Origin of the sequence: Alteromonas profundi, from assembly GCF_010500865.1 — a bacterium.
Classification (GTDB): domain Bacteria; phylum Pseudomonadota; class Gammaproteobacteria; order Enterobacterales; family Alteromonadaceae; genus Alteromonas; species Alteromonas profundi.
The window spans coordinates 142,114-161,525 of the sequence record NZ_JAAAWN010000008.1 but is presented as its reverse complement, the minus strand read 5'-3'; the positions used below and the strand labels follow the sequence as shown (position 1 = coordinate 161,525).

20 protein-coding genes, 4 tRNA genes and 1 pseudogene are annotated in these 19,412 nt (G+C 45.3%); 1 reads left to right on the top strand and 24 read right to left on the bottom strand.

All coding sequences use genetic code 11. The features are described 5' to 3' along the window. From GTH32_RS19485 to aspS, 20 genes and pseudogenes are all read right to left on the bottom strand, one after another. Positions 1–133 (bottom strand): annotated as a pseudogene (locus GTH32_RS19485) (transposase); the annotation flags it as partial. 181 nt (positions 134–314) lie between these two features. Further along, positions 315–1,523 (bottom strand): serine/threonine transporter SstT, encoded by a 1,209-nt coding sequence (sstT, locus tag GTH32_RS08310; RefSeq protein ID WP_163084762.1) that lies wholly within the window; start codon positions 1,521–1,523, stop codon positions 315–317. Between the two features lie 235 nt (positions 1,524–1,758). Further along, positions 1,759–2,139, bottom strand: coding sequence for a glutathione S-transferase N-terminal domain-containing protein (locus GTH32_RS08305; RefSeq protein WP_163084761.1), 381 nt, complete (start codon positions 2,137–2,139; stop codon positions 1,759–1,761). 255 nt (positions 2,140–2,394) lie between these two features. Then, a tRNA-Ser gene (locus GTH32_RS08300) sits at positions 2,395–2,484 on the bottom strand. Positions 2,485–2,627: 143 nt separating this feature from the next. Further along, positions 2,628–3,683, bottom strand: coding sequence for a quinolinate synthase NadA (gene nadA, locus GTH32_RS08295; protein WP_163084760.1), 1,056 nt, complete (start codon positions 3,681–3,683; stop codon positions 2,628–2,630). A gap of 279 nt (positions 3,684–3,962) precedes the next feature. Then, a tRNA-Lys gene (locus tag GTH32_RS08290) sits at positions 3,963–4,038 on the bottom strand. Between the two features lie 69 nt (positions 4,039–4,107). After that, positions 4,108–4,183, bottom strand: a tRNA-Lys gene (locus GTH32_RS08285). Between the two features lie 24 nt (positions 4,184–4,207). Beyond that, positions 4,208–4,283, bottom strand: a tRNA-Lys gene (locus tag GTH32_RS08280). 318 nt (positions 4,284–4,601) lie between these two features. Continuing rightward, positions 4,602–5,375 carry a tol-pal system protein YbgF gene (ybgF, locus tag GTH32_RS08275; RefSeq protein ID WP_163084759.1) on the bottom strand — a complete coding sequence of 258 codons (774 nt, stop codon included), beginning with the start codon at positions 5,373–5,375 and terminating at the stop codon, positions 4,602–4,604. Next, positions 5,375–5,941, bottom strand: a complete 567-nt coding sequence (gene pal / locus GTH32_RS08270; protein WP_163084758.1) for a peptidoglycan-associated lipoprotein Pal — start codon at positions 5,939–5,941, stop codon at positions 5,375–5,377. The genes ybgF and pal overlap by 1 nt, the downstream gene beginning before the upstream one ends. 40 nt (positions 5,942–5,981) lie before the next feature. Continuing rightward, positions 5,982–7,337 (bottom strand): Tol-Pal system beta propeller repeat protein TolB, encoded by a 1,356-nt coding sequence (gene tolB, locus GTH32_RS08265; protein WP_163084757.1) that lies wholly within the window; start codon positions 7,335–7,337, stop codon positions 5,982–5,984. A 4-nt stretch (positions 7,338–7,341) separates the two neighbouring features. Then, positions 7,342–8,121, bottom strand: a complete 780-nt coding sequence (tolA, locus tag GTH32_RS08260) for a cell envelope integrity protein TolA (protein WP_163084756.1) — start codon at positions 8,119–8,121, stop codon at positions 7,342–7,344. Positions 8,122–8,133: 12 nt separating this feature from the next. After that, positions 8,134–8,559, bottom strand: a complete 426-nt coding sequence (gene tolR / locus GTH32_RS08255; protein WP_163084755.1) for a protein TolR — start codon at positions 8,557–8,559, stop codon at positions 8,134–8,136. Positions 8,560–8,589: 30 nt separating this feature from the next. Continuing rightward, positions 8,590–9,282: a protein TolQ gene (tolQ, locus tag GTH32_RS08250; RefSeq protein WP_163084754.1), complete on the bottom strand. Its 693-nt coding sequence runs from the start codon at positions 9,280–9,282 to the stop codon at positions 8,590–8,592. Next, positions 9,272–9,670, bottom strand: coding sequence for a tol-pal system-associated acyl-CoA thioesterase (ybgC, locus tag GTH32_RS08245; RefSeq protein ID WP_163084753.1), 399 nt, complete (start codon positions 9,668–9,670; stop codon positions 9,272–9,274). The genes tolQ and ybgC overlap by 11 nt, the downstream gene beginning before the upstream one ends. A gap of 396 nt (positions 9,671–10,066) precedes the next feature. Then, positions 10,067–11,071: a Holliday junction branch migration DNA helicase RuvB gene (ruvB, locus tag GTH32_RS08240; protein ID WP_163084752.1), complete on the bottom strand. Its 1,005-nt coding sequence runs from the start codon at positions 11,069–11,071 to the stop codon at positions 10,067–10,069. 18 nt (positions 11,072–11,089) lie between these two features. Next, a complete protein-coding gene (ruvA, locus tag GTH32_RS08235) occupies positions 11,090–11,710 on the bottom strand; it encodes a Holliday junction branch migration protein RuvA (protein ID WP_163084751.1) in 621 nt (206 codons plus the stop codon). Between the two features lie 56 nt (positions 11,711–11,766). Beyond that, entirely contained in the window at positions 11,767–12,285 is a 519-nt protein-coding gene (ruvC, locus tag GTH32_RS08230; RefSeq protein ID WP_163084750.1) for a crossover junction endodeoxyribonuclease RuvC, read from the bottom strand. Further along, positions 12,285–12,725 carry a dihydroneopterin triphosphate diphosphatase gene (gene nudB / locus GTH32_RS08225; RefSeq protein ID WP_163084749.1) on the bottom strand — a complete coding sequence of 147 codons (441 nt, stop codon included), beginning with the start codon at positions 12,723–12,725 and terminating at the stop codon, positions 12,285–12,287. The genes ruvC and nudB overlap by 1 nt, the downstream gene beginning before the upstream one ends. 3 nt (positions 12,726–12,728) lie before the next feature. Next, on the bottom strand, positions 12,729–14,489 hold the full coding sequence (gene aspS, locus GTH32_RS08220; protein ID WP_163084748.1) for an aspartate--tRNA ligase: 1,761 nt from the start codon (positions 14,487–14,489) through the stop codon (positions 12,729–12,731). A 166-nt stretch (positions 14,490–14,655) separates the two neighbouring features. Between aspS and GTH32_RS08215 the strand changes: the two genes are divergently transcribed. Beyond that, positions 14,656–15,567 carry a DUF72 domain-containing protein gene (locus tag GTH32_RS08215; RefSeq protein WP_246223184.1) on the top strand — a complete coding sequence of 304 codons (912 nt, stop codon included), beginning with the start codon at positions 14,656–14,658 and terminating at the stop codon, positions 15,565–15,567. Between the two features lie 31 nt (positions 15,568–15,598). On the opposite strand, the gene GTH32_RS08210 is transcribed toward GTH32_RS08215, so the two are convergent. The 4 genes from GTH32_RS08210 to GTH32_RS08195 form a co-directional block, all read right to left on the bottom strand. Next, positions 15,599–16,939, bottom strand: a complete 1,341-nt coding sequence (locus tag GTH32_RS08210) for a sigma 54-interacting transcriptional regulator (RefSeq protein WP_163084747.1) — start codon at positions 16,937–16,939, stop codon at positions 15,599–15,601. Then, positions 16,936–17,526: a hypothetical protein gene (locus tag GTH32_RS08205; protein ID WP_163084746.1), complete on the bottom strand. Its 591-nt coding sequence runs from the start codon at positions 17,524–17,526 to the stop codon at positions 16,936–16,938. Before GTH32_RS08205 ends, GTH32_RS08210 begins: the two co-directional genes overlap by 4 nt. Positions 17,527–17,528: 2 nt before the next feature. Further along, positions 17,529–18,812 carry a sensor histidine kinase gene (locus GTH32_RS08200; protein ID WP_246223183.1) on the bottom strand — a complete coding sequence of 428 codons (1,284 nt, stop codon included), beginning with the start codon at positions 18,810–18,812 and terminating at the stop codon, positions 17,529–17,531. Between the two features lie 220 nt (positions 18,813–19,032). Then, positions 19,033–19,335, bottom strand: a complete 303-nt coding sequence (locus tag GTH32_RS08195) for an EF-hand domain-containing protein (protein WP_246223182.1) — start codon at positions 19,333–19,335, stop codon at positions 19,033–19,035. Between the last annotated feature and the right edge of the window lie 77 nt (positions 19,336–19,412).

The window sequence follows — 19,412 nt, the reverse complement described above, 5'->3', positions numbered from 1 at the left end:
CCCATTGGCGACGATGCTCAAAGCTTTTACCGTTTTCCTCACCACATAAAAACGCGCGGCGTACACAGCGCGAAACGCAGTGATAATACGGTGTATCCAATAAACTAATTTGCGACTTTCTGGCTTTCGGCATGGGGCGTTCAAACGTTAATTTACTCCTTTAACAGTGTGAATAGCTAACAAGGTTAAAGAAAGTGTACTGAAGTACAGTTTTGCTGCCGTGTTTGATGCCTGTCTTAATAATCTTCCGTCTTAATAATCTTCCCTCATGCTATGTATGTCTTGATAATCTTTCTCTTCCTTTCAATTAATGTTTAGTTCTTGCACGCTGCCGCCGTAAACAGGACATCGGTCGAACTGTTTAGTGCTGTTTCTGCAGAATCCTGAATAACCCCAAGAATAAACCCTGTTGCTACTACTTGCATGGCAATGTCGTTAGGAATATTGAAAAGGCTGCAAGCAAGAGGAATAAGAAGTAACGAGCCACCCGCAACACCAGAGCTTCCGCATGCCGATATAGCAGCTACAAGGCTGAGCAGCACCGCAGTAACGAAGTCGATAGGAATATTTAGGGTATTCACTGCAGCTAGAGTAAGCACAGTGATAGTAATTGCCGCTCCTCCCATGTTGATAGTTGCGCCTAATGGGATGGATACCGAGTAAGTGTCTTCATTCAGTTTCAACCGTTCGCACAGTGCCATATTAACAGGAATATTGGCCGCAGAACTACGCGTAAAGAATGCGGTGATCCCACTTTCTTTTAAACAAGTGAAAACCAGTGGGTAGGGGTTTCTCCGCGTCGCAATAAACACAAGTAACGGGTTGGTAACTAATGCGATAAAGAGCATCGCACTGATGAGAACAAGTAACAAATGAGAGTAATCTAAAAGCGCCTCAATACCGGTGCTAGCGATTGTGTTTGCCACTAATCCGAAAATACCAAAAGGCGCTAATCGAATTACAACATTTACGACTGATGTGACGCTATCTGCTAGATTCTGTAACACATTTTTGGTGGTTTCAGATCCCTTGCTTAGGCCAAAACCTAAGGCTGCTGCCCAGGTTAAAATGCCAATATAGTTTCCTTGCACCAATGCATTTACTGGGTTGTCGACCATGTTAAAAACCAAGGCTTGTAGCACTTCACTAACGCCTTCTGGCGCCACTTGATCAACATTTGACGTCAGTAAATTCAGCGTACTAGGGAACGCAAAACTAAATATAACGGCAGTCACCGAGGCTATAAGTGTGCCAGCCATATACAGAAAAAGTACGGGTTTAATAAAAGTTTTCTGTGTCTTCTTATGGTTGGCAATAGAGGCCATCACCAAAACAAACACCAACAGCGGTGCTATGGCCTTTAAGGCTTTCACGAACAGAGTTCCGAGGAGGCTTGCTTTGGAGGCGAGTTCAGGAGATACGAAAGCCAAACACGTACCCAGCAGTATGCCTACGACAATTTGCAATACAATATTGCCGTTCATATACATGTGCAACAAGCTTGGTTTATTAGATAAAGACATACGAAGTACTTCCGCTATAAAATTTTAGCGCTGCACCTTAATGCAAATTGGCAGAAATTTGAACTCGTTTTACTTCAATACCCTGTAAAATGCGGTAAAGGATGGCAATAAGTTCATATGCCTGTCTTATTTAGTTACTGTTATTTAGTTACTGCCGTACTATGCCTGTCTTAGTTAGTTACTATGCCTGTCTTGTTTAGTTAGTCTTGGTTAGTTAAGGAACTATACCTACCAGTTACTTTGCTTCAACAAAGCGTGCTTCTAAATAGTCAATAATCGCTTTAGAGTCGTAGAGCCACTCAACGCTACCTTTATTTTCAATTCGAAGACATGGCGTTTGAATTTTTCCGCCGCCTTGTAACAGCTCTTCCCTGTACCGCGCCCCCTCTGACACGTTTCGTTTTTGTATAGGCACATTGTATTTGTACATTGCACGGCGAGTTTTAATGCAGAAAGGGCAACCAAAGAACTGGTACAAAGCCAAATTCTGGCTTTCTTCTACCACTTGCTCTTGTTTTTCCGGCGAACGTTTTAGTTTAGTGCCACGGGTAATAACATCTACAAATGCAATAATGGCCCCGAGAAGGTTACGAATAAGGGTTATAAAAAATTTCATTTTACGGCTCTACTAACGAATGATGAAATAAAAACGCGATTGTACTACTTGGTGGCATGCTTTAATAACTAAGATCATGAAATTTATTCAAGTACCCTACGTGCCAACCCTCTCACTCTAAAGGCGCTTAATTTTGGTATGTCGATGAGTTGAGTTTGAAACATGCAATTGGTGCACGACTTAGGCTTTTACAAATTTTGTGCTAGACACAAAAAAGCCCCGTTCTTCGCGAAGAAACGGGGCTTTTTGATAATTTGGCGGAGAGAGAGGGATTCGAACCCTCGTTAGGTTTAACCCTAAACACACTTTCCAGGCGTGCGCCTTCAGCCACTCAGCCACCTCTCCAAATTGTCCTACCTTGCTTATGCAAAATAGCTAAATCGTTGCTGCAAAACTTTCAGCGCGCGTATAGTAGGTAAAGCAAGCTGGTTTATCAAGAACTAGTGTAAAAAAACAGAACAACTGCTGATAAATTAAGCTTAAACCGCTTATAGGCCTTGTTTTGCCTTCAACTCGGCAGAAAAGTTAAGCATACGGTCCAGAGGGATCAATGCGTCTTTGCGTAAGCCGTCATCTACAAATATTTCATGCGTACTTGCGTTCTCTTGTAATGACGCCTTAATCGCTTCTAAGCCGTTCATTGCCATCCATGGGCAGTGAGCACAGCTTTTGCACGTAGCGCCGTTACCGCCCGTTGGAGCTTCTATAAATGTCTTATTGGGGGTCAACTGTTGCATCTTATAAAAAATGCCTTTGTCAGTTGCAACAATAAAGGTGTCATTGTCCATTTTCTGCGATGCCGCTATAAGCTGGCTGGTGGAACCTACAGCATCAGCCATGTCAACTACGCTAGCTGGAGACTCAGGATGTACTAAAATAGCAGCATCAGGGTAAAGTGCTTTCATATCGGCCAATTTTTGCGCCGAAAATTCATCGTGCACAATACACTCACCTTGCCACATAAGCATGTCGGCACCGGTTTGCTTAGCTATGTAAGCACCTAAGTGACGGTCAGGCCCCCATATAATAGGTTTGCCCTGGCTGTCTAAGTGCTCAACAATTTCTAGTGCGATGCTTGAGGTAACCACCCAATCGGCACGCGCTTTAACAGCAGCCGACGTATTAGCATATACAACTACTGTGTGATCAGGGTGTTGGTCGCAAAACGCACTGAACTCTTCAACAGGGCAGCCAATATCTAGCGAGCAGGTAGCTTCGAGGGAGGGCATTAATACTGTTTTTTCAGGGCTAAGAATTTTCGCTGTTTCACCCATAAAGCGTACACCTGCAACAATTAATGTTTGCTGCTGTGCATCACGGCCAAAACGCGCCATTTCCAACGAGTCTGCTACACAGCCCCCGGTTTCTTCCGCCAATGCCTGTATCTCAGGATCGGTGTAGTAATGCGCCACGAGTACGGCATCGCGGGCCTTAAGCAACGCTTTAATCTCAGATTTCAACTCTGCCTTTTTGGCGTCTGATAATGGCTGTGGTTTGGCTGGGAAAGGATACTCGACCTGTTCCGCACGAAAAGCTACTGACATTGACCTACATCTCTGTTGCGACAAGGGCGTGGATTATACCCAACTGTCATAAAAATTACACATTTCTTAGATATGTATCATTGTGTTTTTTTCAACCTTTGTGCGGCAGAAACTAACCATAATCCTAAATACGAAGTGATGGGAGGATGAGCGTGTTAATTGTGGGCATAAATACTCACACTGTAATCTACGGAAAATGGTAAGCAATAAGAGAAGTTTGGCTCTTCATCATTAACGGGGTTTGACGTACTTGATAGGAAAATCTAGATGCGTGCTTGATGGTGGGTCGTGCTGGATTCGAACCAGCGACCAATTGATTAAAAGTCAACTGCTCTACCAACTGAGCTAACGACCCATCAAGTAACACATAACGGTATGTTCGATAAGAGACGAACACCAAGCGATTTGCTTGTTGTTCAAATGATGGTGGGTCGTGCTGGATTCGAACCAGCGACCAATTGATTAAAAGTCAACTGCTCTACCAACTGAGCTAACGACCCGTCATTTGATGGAAGGAGAAGAAGTGGTGGGTCGTGCTGGATTCGAACCAGCGACCAATTGATTAAAAGTCAACTGCTCTACCAACTGAGCTAACGACCCTTCTTTCCTACCGTTGCCTGTGTCTTGGCAACGGCGGCATATAATACTCAGATTTTTTTCTGACGCAACCCAAAAGCCTCTTTTATTTTCATTTTTCTGTCAAAAACCTTTTAAGCGTTCAAAATGAACACAAATCGTTCATTTATTCCCCCACATTTACTGCACTTAAGGGTATTTAGGCTCTTGATACGGCACCTATAATATTTGCGAGCGTAGTAAAAAAGTGGCGGAAATTATCGTTAAAATATATAAAAAACTTTTGGAAGTTGCCCTAAACACACTGTGCATACAAAAAAACCTCTCGATGAGAGGTTTTTTTTAAAGGCTATTTAATCTCGATTCAGCTAAGCGCTTAGCCGACGAATCAGGATATTCACTTATCACTTGTTGAAATAACTGTTTTGCCCGGCTTACATCACCGGTACGCTCAGCAATAACGCCAAGTTTCAGTAAGGCATCGGGACGTTTGCTAGAGTTAGTGAAACGACTTACTACCGTATTAAACTGATCGCTGGCCTCTTCCCATTGTTGCTTATTGAACAGCAATTGACCCAGCCAGTAGTGGGAATTAGGGGCGTACTCGCTATTCGGAAAACGCGCGATAAATGACTGAAAAGCGGGAATTGCCTTATCGTACTCTCGCGACTTTAATATTAGGTTAACCGCATTGTTGTATGCGGCTTCCTCACCTTCCTGTGGCGCTTGGGTAGGTTGGTTCGTCGTCGAGGATATGGTTGGGCTTGGCGACGTGGTTAACGTCCCATTTTGCTTCAGTGCTTCCACCCGTTTATCTATTTCGAGATATAACTCTCTTTGGCGTTCTAATACTTTCTGCAACTCGTTGGTATTAACCTCAACGGCACCTCGAAGGGTATCCACTTCTTGCTGCATATTATCGAGTTGCGTTTGCAGGCGATGTTGCATTTCTGTACGGCTTTTGACTATTCTTTCAAGCACCGCAATACGCTGCTCTAAATCGGTAGAACCGTTGGCATCATACACAGGCGCCTGAGCATAACCCTGACCCGAGAACGCAAGGGCGACGCTTACCGCGACGCCCATTTTTAAAGATTTAACCAGGGTATAAGCCATTATCGGTATACAACCACTCCGCGACGGTTTTGAGCGAACGCGTATTCAGTTGAGCCCATCACCGCAGGTTTTTCTTCGCCATATGAAACCACTGAAATTTGGCTGCTGCTTACGCCAGCATTCATTAGGTATGTTTCAACCGACTGTGCACGACGCTCACCTAAAGCAATGTTGTACTCAGGTGTACCACGGCTGTCAGTGTGGCCTTCAATTGTTACTTTTTGGTCAGGGTTGTTAACCAAGAATGCTGCGTGCTTGTCTAAAAGGCGCTGAAATTCTGGCTTAATGCCTGAGCGGTCAAAGTCGAAATATACGGTTTGTTCATTTTTCAATGCTTCAATTTCTTGCTGAACCATTTCTTCTTGACGCTTCATTCGTTGGGCGGCTTCAGCTTTTACACGTTGTGCTTCGGCTTCACGCGCATCGGCTTCTGCCGCAGCTTGTTCTTGCGCTAGACGGTTACGTTCAGCAGCCAACTCTTCTTCACTAGGACCTGATGAACAGGCCATCATTGTCACCACAGGCAAAGCGATAATGAAGCTTTTCATTATTTTATTCATTTGCATTCTACTAATCCTTAAATGTTATTGTTTACTGTATCAGTGTTTAGAACAAAAATGGTGACCAACTTGGCGCTTTCACTTGTCCATTGGCTGCTGGTAACCTAGCTTTAAAACGCCCATCAAGAGACACCAGTGATAACACTTGGGTTCCCTCATGCAGGGTGCTGTAAATAATCATGCTTCCATTTGGCGCAATACTGGGAGACTCATCTAAATACGTTCTCGTCAGTACTTGCGGCGAACCGCCATCAAGTGGCTGCTTAGCAATATGATAATTACCATTTGTTTGGTTCACTACAACCATATGCTTACCGTCAGGGGAAACTGTTCCGCCGAGGTTTTGTTCACCGACGAAGGTAACCCTTCTCACCTTCATAGATGTTAAATTTACGCTATAAATCTGGGGTTTACCACCCCGTTCCGAGCTAAAAATTAAACCACTACCGTCTGGCAACCACGCAGGCTCGGTATCAATTGCACGATTACGGGTAATTCTACGTAAGTTTTTGGTAGCGAGATCCATCACGTAAATCTCGGGATTACCGTCTTTAGATAGCACCATAGCAAGTTGTTTGCCATCTGGCGAGAACGCCGGGCTACTGTTAATACCGCTAAAATTAGTGATACGTGTTCGCTCACTGGTATATATATCTTGTATAAATATTTGCGGTCGACGATTCTCAAAACTCACATACGCTAGTTTTTCGCCATCGGGTGACCACACTGGCGACATCAATGGCTCAGGAGAAGACAGCAAGCGCGTTTCATTCTCGCCATCATAGTCGGCAATCACAAGCTCGTAGGGTTTTTCATACGTCTCGCGGTCGCGCACAATCACGTAAGCAATTCGGGTTAAAAATGCCCCACGTACGCCCGTCAACTTTTCATATACAACGTCACTTATGCGGTGCGCATATTGACGAAAATCATTGCCATCTATTACCGCCTGGCGTGCGACAATTACATGGCTGTTACTGTTAACCAATTGGCCATCTTTTAGTACTTGAGACTTACCGCCATCAAGTTGACCTTTTAACACATCGATGAGCTGGTAAGATACCCGATACTTGCCAGCACCATTTTCGCTAATACTTCCAACCAGCACGGTATCTACGCCCATCGACGCCCACGCGGAGTAATCTACATCGTTGGCTGTCTCAGGGAACTGTGGCATCTCACTGGTAGCGACAGGGTTAAACTTACCGCTGCGCATAAGATCTGCCATTACTACTTCTGATAACTCACCTGGAAATGCGCCTTCCCCTTTCCACTTGAAGGGCACCACCCCTATGGGACGAGCATTATCCATCCCCTCAGTAATGACTATTTCTAAGGTAGCGAATACCTTAGCACTGAACACCATTGCGATGGCGGCTATCCATAAACCTCGTATCTTCATTTCACTACAATTCCACTTTTAAGTTGATATCTTTAAGCTGCTCATATACGTCTGCTGCATCAGAAACGGGCAACTTTTCAGCACGTCTTACCGCATTTTCAGCGGCGCGACATAGCGCTTCGTTGCCGCCTAATACCCGAATGCTGGTTACAAACCCGGTGGTGGCCAATTTAATATTTAATCGACACTCTTTGCCGGTAAAACTATCATCTTGATAGAGATTGCGTTTAATTGTCTGTTGGATAAGTGCAGTGTACCTTTCAACTTCTGTAAGCACTTGCTTTCGGCGCCTTGCTTGCTGCGCTGCTTGCTCTTGCGCTAGTTGCTCTTGCATTATCCTTTCCATTTCCGCGCGTTCAGCCGCTTCTTTTTTCTTTCTTTGTGCTTCAGCTTTGGCTTTTGCTTCCCGTTCTTTACGTTGCTGTTCTTTTTGAGCCGCTAAGCGTTCTAACTCTTTTTGACGCTTAAGCTTAGCTTCCTGTTCTGCTTTCTTCTCACGAGCCCGCTTTGCTGCTATGGCTTGCTGGCGCCTTTTTTCGGCGGCCGCTTTCGCTTGCCGCTGCCGTTCAGCCTCTTCTGCTCTCGCTTGCGCTTCTGCCTGTGCTTGCGCGCGCTTTTCACTGGCTAGCTTTTGAGCATCAATGAAGGTCGCTTCTATTACGGGTGCATTCGTAGGTAGGCTAGGCAGCGGATCAGGCGAAAAACTGACGCTAATAAGCAACAGTCCAGCCACAATAACGTGGAGCCCTATCGATTTATAAATGGCGACTGACGACGCTGTCATACTTCAAGAGTCCTATTCTGGCTCTACAGGGTCGGTCATTAACCCCACCGAGGGTACGCCCGCACTTTGTAATAGTACCATCAGCTGAATAACTTCATTGTACGCTACTTGGCCATCACCTTTTACCACAACAGGGGTATTAGGATCTTTCTCAAGCTGAGCTTGTACCACGGCCGCCAGCGATGCTTTATCTATAGGCGAGTCTTGTGAATCGCCGACATTCAAGAAGTAGCGCCCTTTTACATCAACCGAAGCAATAATAGGTGGATTATCTTCTTGCTCAATTGGGTTGGCACTGGCTTTTGGCAAATCCACTTTCACACCTTGCGAAATAAGCGGTGCGGTTACCATGAAAATAATAAGTAATACCAACATTACATCAATGTAGGGCACTACGTTAATTTCCGATACTGGTCTTCTACGTTTTCTTACATACATAACAAGTCCTCGCTCGTCCCTAACATAAGCTTAGGCTTGTGGTTGTTGTGCTTGGCTAGCCATGGCCTGGCGGTGCAATATAGCGGAGAACTCTTCCATAAAGTTGCCATAGTTATTTTCTAATTTCTCAACTTGATGGCTAAAGCGGTTATAGGCAATTACCGCAGGAATAGCGGCGAATAAGCCTATTGCAGTAGCAATAAGTGCCTCTGCAATTCCCGGCGCCACCATGGCCAACGTGGCCTGCTGTACTTCACCCAAAGCGATAAAGGCATTCATGATGCCCCACACTGTACCAAATAATCCGATGTAGGGACTTATAGAGCCTGCTGTCGCCAAAAATGGTAGACGACTTTCCAATTCGTCAATCTGTCGAGACATGGTAACCCGCATAGCGCGATACGTACCATCTACTACCCCGTTGGTGCTGGTATTAGATTTACGTAGTCGTACAAACTCTTTGAACCCGGCACAGAAAATACTGCTCATGCCAGTTAAGTTGTTGCGCGCTGAAAGTTCCTGATAAAGACGATTTAAATCAGCCCCAGACCAAAACTTGTCTTCAAATTGGCGCATTTCAGAACGCGCACCAGACAACGCCTTGCTACGCTGAAAAATAAATGTCCATGAAGCTATAGAAACACCGAGTAGAAGTAACATAACCAACTGAACGATAAAGCTGGCCTGTAAAAAGAGTCCGATAAAAGTAAGATCAGATGACACGCGAAATTTCCCCTAATAATGTACGTGGAATACGTCTGGGCTTCATTGAATCCAGATTGACACAAGCGACATGAACCTCTCCGGTTACTAATGTCAATTCTTGTTTGTTTTTAATAGTTTGTTTAAACGTCATACTAGCGCCCTTCAATTCTACAACCTCAGAATCAATACTCAACAGCTGATTAAACCTTGCGGGCGCATAATTATTCATTTCAACGCGTTTGACGACAAAAGCCACCGATTGTTCCAATAATATATCTTGTTCAAAACCAAGGCTGCGTAACCACTCGGTACGTGCACGTTCCATGAACTTTAAATAATTGGCATAGTACACAATACCGCCAGCATCAGTATCTTCGTAATACACACGTACCTGATGTCGATGCATAACTATTCCTTTCACCTTCAATAAAATTAATCAAAACCCTCTTAGCACTCCAACTAAAAGAGTAAAAATACCATAAGAATTATACGTCAGACCACCCATAAATAAACAGTTTTAATGATTTATTGACGGATTATTAACACCCGATAAACACATTAATTTTTCTAATGCTAAAAAACAATTTTACTCAATTGTAAGAATTCTTAAGCTCCCTATAATACGCTTCATCAGTCGCACAGAGCGTAGTGGTGTTTATCACGGCTAGGCAAGAGTTTTTCTCCTGTTAGACATGAGTTCCCTGGATTTATTTCCTTCAACACTTGTTGTTTTAGCCCGCTCCCTTGAGCGGGCTTTTTTTTGCGTATAAAAAAGTGGGGCGATAGCCCCAAATACTGAGGATTAAACGGAGGGCGAAAAACCAAAATGCAAGTACGCGCGTTGAGACACAATTCGGCCTCGGGGAGTACGTTGTAAAAAGCCTTGCTGAATAAGAAATGGCTCAATTACGTCTTCAATGGTTTCTTTTTCTTCACCTATTGCCGCAGCTAGGTTATCTAGCCCTACCGGCCCACCGTCAAACTTCTCGATTATAGCGCTAAGCAATTTGCGATCCATATAATCAAAACCTTCCTTGTCCACATCTAGCATATCAAGCGCTTTCGCCGCCGTTTCAGCGCCTACGGTGCCATCCGACTTTATTTCTGCGTAATCACGTACACGACGCAGCAGGCGATTAGCGATACGTGGTGTACCTCTTGAGCGACGGGCAACTTCTTTCGCGCCTTCCTCATCCATAGTAAGATTCAAATAACTTGCACTACGGGCAACAATACTGGTTAAGTCGGCTACTGAGTAAAACTCTAGACGCTGTACAATACCAAAACGATCTCTTAAGGGAGACGTTAGTGAGCCCGCCCGCGTGGTCGCGCCAACTAACGTAAAAGGGGGTAAATCTAGCTTAATCGAGCGTGCAGCTGGCCCCTCACCTATCATAATATCCAGCTGATAATCTTCCATGGCTGGGTAAAGAATTTCTTCAACCACTGGGCTTAAACGATGTATCTCATCAATGAATAGCACATCGTTGCGCTCTAAGTTAGTCAGCAATGCGGCCAAATCGCCCGCTTTCTCAAGCACAGGCCCGGAGGTAGTTTTAATACTCACCCCCATTTCATTCGCCACGATGTTTGCTAAGGTCGTTTTACCTAAACCGGGCGGGCCGAAAATGAGAAGGTGGTCTAGCGCATCATCGCGATTGCGGGCCGCTTGAATAAAAATTTCCATTTGCTCACAGACATGGGGTTGCCCTGTGTAGTCGCTAAGCATTTTAGGCCGTATAGCACGGTCGATAATTTCATCTTCGCTACTGGCATCTGGGGTGATCAGTCTATCGGCTTCTATCATATAGGTTCTGCTTTTAAATTAAATCGCGGCTTTAAGCGCTTCTCGAATTAACGATTCGCTTTCCATTCCTTCCTGATACACACTCTCCACAAGCTTACTTGCTTGCGCTGGTTTGTACCCTAGGGCAATAAGCGCGCTTTGCGCATCTTCTCTAGTATCATTAAGTGGCACTACCGTATTAGCGTTGAGTAAGTCGCTACTTGGCGGTGGCATTACAATACTTTGGGTTTTACCAAATTTAGCTAAGCGGTCTTTCAATTCCACCACCAATCGCTCGGCAGTTTTCTTACCTATGCCAGGTAAACTAACCAACGCCGAAACGTCTTCGTTTTGTACACTAGATAAAAATTGTGCCGCCGACATTCCCGATAAAATGGCCAATCCTAATTTAGGCCCAACGCCATTAGCTTTTATAAGTTCGCGGAAGAGGCCGCGCTCCATTTTATCAGCAAAGCCAAACAGTAGCTGAGCATCTTCTCGAACCACAAAGTGTGTAAATACAACTACCTCTTCTCCTATCGAAGGAAGTTGGTAAAAGCTGGTCATTGGCATGTGAATTTCGTAGCCAACACCGGCTACATCTACAAGAATTTCTGGAGGCTGTTTTTCAGCTAACGTACCGCGAATTCGTCCAATCATGAATAGTCTCTTTGTGTGCTTACAAAAGCAAAAAAGTTAGGATTGGTTCTAGAAAATTAACGTAAGCGACCGCGCACTGTTTTGCGCACTTGGCCAGCCATATTAATTAGGCTTTGTTCGGTATGTGCGTGACACAAAGCCACTGCAAGCGCATCGGCAGCATCTGCTTGTGGCGTGCCGGCTAAATTCAGCAGATGCTTTACCATATGTTGAACTTGCGTCTTATCAGCGCTTCCTTTACCCACCACAGCTTGCTTAATTTGGCGAGCACTGTATTCCGCTACCGGAAGCTGCGCTTGCGTAGCGGCCACGATAGCCGCACCACGCGCCTGCCCTAGCTTTAACGCCGAGTCAGGATTTTTCGCCATAAAAACCTGTTCAATCGCAAATTGTGCCGGTTCATACTGGCGAATAATGTCACTTATACCGGTATAAATATTGGCAAGACGGGAAGGCAAATCTGCACTACCAACGCGGATACAACCACTCCCTACATAGACCAATTTACCTTGCTTGCGCGCAATTAAACCGTAGCCTGTGATCCTAGAACCTGGATCTATACCCAGTATAACCATTAAGGCACACTCGGTACAAACAAAGATACCGCTTCTTTATTTGAAGGTGACCACAAACGGGCTAGCGCTTGTTCTTTAGACACCCACTGATATTGCAGGTGCTCAGTGAGAACAAGGGGTAAGGCACTATCTATTTGTAGAGAGAACACATTTTCGGTGTTAAAGACTGTGCCAGGGGGATAGCGATGCAACCAACGGCTGCGAATTTCGTACTTATTTTGTTTACAGTGATCTTTAAGCTTAAACCCGTGCGCTTTAGCATCTATACCTATTTCTTCTGCAACTTCTCGGTATGCGGTTTCAATAGGTAATTCACCTTCCTCAAGGGCACCGGTGACAGACTGCCAAAACGTAGGGTCGTCTTTGCGCTGTAATAACAGCACCCGGTGGTGTTGATCGTACAACACCACCAGCGCTGATTCTGGCTTTTTATAGGCCATAGACTAAGATTGCTTCTTCACCGTTGCAATCGCCAAGTCTTCTAGCTGCTGCGGATTGGCAGGGCTTGGCGCAGAGGTTAGCGGGCACGCTGCGGTGGTTGTTTTTGGGAACGCCATAACATCACGAATAGACGTTGCACCTGTCATAAGCATCACTAAGCGATCTAATCCAAACGCTAAACCTGCATGAGGTGGAGCGCCAAAGCGCAGTGCGTCGAGTAAGAAGCCAAATTTGTTTTTCGCTTCTTCATCATCAATACCTAAGATACTAAATACCGTCGATTGCATCTCTTCATTGTGAATACGTACCGAACCGCCGCCAAGCTCTACCCCGTTTAATACCATATCGTAGGCATCAGACAAGGCGTCTGCAGGGTTAGCTTTAAGCGCTTCTGGCGTCAAATCACGTGGCGCAGTAAACGGATGGTGGATAGCATGTAGTTGACCATCAAACTCTTCAAACATGGGGAAGTCAACAACCCATAATGGTTTCCATTCGCCGTCAAGTAATTCAAAGTCTTCACCAAGTTTAAGGCGAAGAGCGCCCATAGCTTCGGTAACTACTGTGTAGTTATCTGCGCCAAACAGTAAAATATCACCCGCTTGCGCCCCGGTGCGCGCTAAAATGGCGTCGGTAATATCTTCACTTAAGAACTTAAGTATGGGCGACTGTAATCCTTCCTGGCCTGGCGCTAGCTCATTTACTTTTATCCATGCCAAACCTTTCGCACCATAAATGCTAACGAACTTAGTGTATTCATCGATTTGCTTACGCGAGAGTGAGGCCCCCCCTGGTACACGGATAGCCGCCACACGCCCCTTAGGATCTTTGGCTGGGCCACTGAACACCTTAAATTCAACCGTTTCAAGCAGATCGGCAACATCCGTTAATTCTAATGGGTTACGTAAATCTGGCTTGTCACTACCGTAACGCTTCATGGCCTCTGCGTAAGTCATACGCGGAAAATCGCCAAGCTCAACATTTAGCATTTTATTAAATAGGTCGCGTATCATACGCTCAGTAATACCCATTACCCCTTCTGCATCTAAGAAGGTGGTTTCAATATCTATTTGGGTAAACTCCGGTTGGCGATCGGCCCGTAAGTCTTCATCTCTAAAACACTTTACAATTTGATAGTAGCGATCCATGCCCGACATCATCAGCAATTGCTTAAACAATTGAGGCGATTGAGGAAGGGCGAAGAATTCGCCTTTATGTGTACGGCTAGGAACTAAATAGTCGCGCGCGCCTTCTGGCGTGGCCTTGGTTAGAATAGGGGTTTCGATATCAAGGAAGCCCTCTTCTTCTAAGAAGCGACGCACGGCACCGGTAACTTTAGCGCGAAACTGAAGACGTTGACTCATCACTGGGCGCCGAAGATCAAGGTAACGATAGCGTAAACGTTGTTCTTCTGAGTTCTCTTGGTTCCAGTCAAGAGGAAGTACATCTGCCTTGTTAATCACCTCAAGGCCTGTACCCAATATTTCAACTTCACCGGTACGCATATCTTTGTTAATTTGCCCTTCGGGACGCGGACGTACTTTACCCGTTAACTTAACGCAGAATTCGCTGCGCAATGTGTTTGCTACCGACAATACTTCGGGTAAATCGGGGTCGAATACAACCTGTACAATACCTTCACGATCGCGAAGGTCGATAAAAATGACGCCGCCTAAATCACGACGTTTGTTAACCCAGCCACATAGCGTGACTTCTTGTCCAATGTAAGTTGAATCGATATTCCCACAGTAATCTGTGCGCATGGTCCTTGACCCCTGATATTTTTTCTTGCTTCACATGATACTGGCTAGCCCTTGTCCCATGCAATAAATGCACTACAATGGCGGCCAAATTAGCGCGGCGCAGTCATCATGTTCGATGTATTAGTTTAAAGGCCGCATAGTATAAACAAATGCGCCGTAAAGCCCAATGACAAATATACATAATCCCTCTTCTAATGCAGGTAATTCCTTCTCCTGCTTACCCCCGGTATATATTGGTTTGCCTATGTGGCAGCACACGCAGTGGTTACGCACATGGTTTGCTGGCTTGCCCAAAGAGCCTAGCCAACTTAGCCACTACGCAAAAGAATGCAATACAGTGGAAGGTAACACCACATTTTACTCGTTGCCTCATCCCGACGCGGTAACACGATGGGCCGATTCGGTCGGGCCTGATTTTTCATTCACGTTTAAATTTAACCAGCAGATAACGCATGTACATCAGTTGCAGCATTGTGATGAAGAGGTGCAGACACAATTAGCGTTGCTGGCCCCCTTGCAGCACAAACTAGGGATGATGTTGGTACAACTGCCAGCCAGTTTTGGTCCTGAAAAACTCACTATTCTTCGCCACTTTCTTAACACACTACCGCAGCACATTTGTGTTGCTGTGGAAGTACGACATCCATTATTTTTCGCCAAAGGTGAGGCAGAAAAGGCGTTTAATCAACTGCTGATAAAACAGCGCGCCAATCGGGTAATTATGGATACCCGGGCACTGTTTTCAGGGCCTGAGGACAGTGAGGTATTAAAAGACGTGCGAGAGAAAAAACCAAGGGTGCCGGTGAATGTTATTGCTACTGCCAATAAACCTATGGTGCGATTTATTGGCAACGACAATAAAGCCGACAATGAGCGCTGTCTGGCGCCTTGGCCCGAAAAGATTCACCAATGGCGTTTAGCCGGTAAAACGCCCTATTTCTTTTGCCATCGCCCAGATAACAAAGATGCACCTTGGCTGGCTCAGCAATTTATTGATATGTATAACCAAAGGTTTCCCGATACACCTTTGCCTAATTTATCCTTAAAGCAGCAGCCCAGTCAGAGCCCCTTGTTTTAAACAACAGTAGCATACGCCCCACGGCGGTTACCTAACGAAAATCCGCGGCGTCTAACTCGTGTTTTTTCATAAGTTTGTGCATATCAGTTCTGTTTCGCCCTGCTAACTCTGCCGCCCGTGTTACGTTGCCATCGGTCATCTTTAACAGTTTTTGAAGATATTGATTTTCAAATGCATCTCTTGCTTCGGTAAGCGTAGGCCAACTTTGCTTAGTAGCTGATAATGCTTGTTCCACTAAATGAAGAGGGATAACAGGCGTTTGCGTTAATGCGACACATTGCTCCACTACATTCACCAGTTGTCGAACATTGCCAGGCCAAGACGACTTTACCAACTGCTGCATGGCATCATCAGAAAATTGGCTTACGTTTACACCATGGCGCTGCGCACTTTGTTGAAGCAGCGTACGCGATAATAAGGGAATATCTTCACTACGTGCTTTTAATGAGGGCAGCTTTAAATTAACCACGTTTAGACGGTAATACAAATCTTCGCGGAAGGTCCCTGCTTCCATTTCCTTATGTAAATCTTTATGGGTTGCAGAGATAATGCGAACATCAATATCAACGTGCTTGCTGCTGCCTACAGGCCTTATTTGTCTTTCTTGTAACGCGCGCAAAAGCTTAACTTGTAGCGTCATTGGCATATCGCCAATTTCGTCTAAAAACAAAGTACCGCCATCCGCCTCGCGAAATAGGCCCTGGTGAGCCGTTACCGCACCGGTAAACGCGCCTTTAGCGTGACCGAATAACTCCGACTCAAGTAAGTTTTCTGGCAGTGCGCCACAATTGATAGCAATAAATGGCTTATCACTGCGGTTGCTGGCACGATGGATCGCATTAGCAAGAAGCTCTTTCCCCGTGCCGCTAGCACCACTTATTAGTACGCTTACTTCGCGCTGTGCTATACGATAGGCTTGGTCTAACACATTAAGCATATCCGGTGAACGGGTGATAATATCTTTTGCCCAATCGCCAGGTTGCGCAGCCTGAGATTGACTGAGCGCTTTATTCAGCAAAGTACGTAATTCGTCGTGGTCTACAGGCTTAGTTAAAAAGCCAAAAACACCCCGCTGAGTGGCGGCCACCGCATCTGAAATTGTGCCGTGGGCAGTCATTAGAATTACCGGAATATCTTGGCGAATACCCATGACTTCTTCAAATAGGCTAAGGCCATCTAGGCCGGGCATACGAAGATCGCTAAGCACCACATCATAATTGTCGTTTTGCAGTTTCTTTAATGCTGCTTGCCCGTCTTCTACCGCGGTCACCTGAAACCCTTCGCCTTCAAGACGAATGGTCAGCAAACGCAATAAGCTTTTATCATCATCAACCAACAATAATTGGGGCTTGTCTGAGTTCGGCTCACTCACTGTTGATTACTCCTGCTTTTATCCATCAGTGTTGCTTCTATTTGCAACAATTCTTCTAGTTTTTGTTGTTGAGCATCAAGCTCTGCCCGCAAGGCTTTTAACGCTTGCACATTACGCGCATTCTCTTTGCTTAGCACGCTCATCGCAGACTCTAACTCCATCTGCTGTTTATTCGGCTTTACGGCTATGGTATTAAATAATAAACGTGCGCTATCACTAAACATAGGGCTTACTTCATCCAGAGCAAGTTGAGCACGTAGTTTATCTTGATAGGGCGTATCTGTGGGCAAGGTTAAAAAGTACTTATTTAGCTTGTCGGCTTCTGTATTACCTAATGCCTCAATTAGCTGTTTACGCTTAACCCAGGGAGTTGCGTCGGCCGTTAGCCAAACATTGCTCCAAAAATGCCAGTCGCAGTTATGCTCAAAAGATTGTGGGGCCTCGTCAAACCAACACAGTTTATCTTTCTCTACCACTTTCGGTTTTGTCGCTTCTTTTATTTCGGCAGGTTTCTCAACTTCCTTTTCGGGCAACATACCACACGCTGACACTAATGACGCTGTCAGCACAAACACAATTATTCTCATTTTTATTTTTCCTGTTGCGGAATCGTCACTCTAAAGCACACATCTGCATAGTCTACATCAACTACACTTACATCGCCGTGCATTAAGCGCGCACAATCGGCAACTATCGACAAGCCTAATCCTGTTCCAATGACATTGTCGTTTCTTGGCTCGGCCCCGCGGGTGAAAGGTTCAAACAAAGTAGGCACAGATTCAGCGGCTATACGCTTGCCTCGATTAGCAACATCTACCACCGCTTGCTTACCTTGTTGGTAAATACGAACATTGATTGGTCTGCCTAATGCACCATGGGCAACGGCGTTGGACACAAGGTTATCGAGAATACGCCGAAACAGCTCTTCATCAGCGCGAATCATGGCAACATCTACCTCCACGATAACCTCTCGCTCTTGCAATGCTAATGCATAATCTTCTAGACAGGCATCTAACAGTTTTTTAGGGTTAGTTTCAACAATTTTTGGTTGCGCTTGTTGCAGCAATAAATTGTAATCCAGCAACTTTTCTACCAGGGTGTTTAGGCGCTGGGTACTGCCACTAAGTAGCGACAGTACTTCTTGCTGAGACGAATTGAGCTCTCCTACAACGTTCTCGGAAAGTAAGCTACAGCCTTCTTTTATACTCGCTAAGGGGGTTTTTAATTCGTGGGCCGCGTGGCGTAAAAGCGCAGTACGTATATGCTCTAGTTGTTGCAATCGGTCATGCAACCAATGTAGGTCTCGCTCTACATCTATTAACTCTCTTGGCGCCCGTCGAGATAACGGCGGCAACTCACCTTTCTGATGGGCCACATTACGGATAATTTGTTTAAGCTTATTAACGGGGTTCACAATGAGTTGGCTGCCCAACAAAATGAGCAACAAAGAAACGCTAACAAGCATTGCCGTTGACCATGCTTGCTTTGCCTGCATGGCATTTAGGTCGTCTTGTTGTAGCTGAACCCGCTCTGCAATCACGTGTTCTACATCGTCGCGTAATTGCGCAACGCTGTGAGAAACGGATGCTAAATACGCATTAAGCAACAGTTGATCCTCAATAGAACGATATTCCGCCAACTGCGTTAGTTGGTCAGATAACTGTTCACAGGTATTAGGAATCGACAGTGCCTGACACAGGTTGTCAGCGGCAACAGCAAACTTTTCCAACGCGTTGTCAGAAAGGGAGGCCACTTTTTCGTTGCGAATAACCACGAACTGGCGAATGCTGCGCTCCAAATCAGTGGCCGCGCCATCTAGGCGCTGCATATCGCCTACCACATCAACCACAAAGCGTGTTTCAAGCGTGGTCATTTTACCCACTTTGGCAAGATCGCTTTGGCTTTGCCACAACAGGGCAATCAAAGGGATGAGAGCAAGTACAAAACTGCCGAGCGTTAACTGCCGAAGCGAGCCTAGCTGAACTAAACGTTCGCCAAATGAAAACTTGTCGATCAGAACCTTATCCTTTATTTGTTAGTATTTTAATATCAACGTTAGCTAACGGGGCCTGCGAGCTTAAAAATCGTCTAGCCTAGGTTTCTTTTTTATTACTTGCGGTATTTTTAGCCGAGCGTTGGCCCGGGGTAAGTTGGCTTGTGGCCAGTTCACGTACCGTTAACTTGCCGTCTTCGTTACCATCAATTAAGCCAAAATTACGCAATAATGCTGTATGGCGCACCGCTTCTTTCAAAGAAATAACGCCATCTTTATTCACATCTAACCGCTGCATCAAATTGGATGCTAACGATTTGTTCGATATTGTTTGCGCAGTAACCATCGCTGGGGTTGCCAACAATAATAAACTACCTATAGCAATTTTACTCAGCCCACTCATATTAACATCTCCCGCTGTTCACGTACCAAACCGCCTTGTCTTGTAAACGAGAGAATTGCTAAAATCAGGCCAAATAT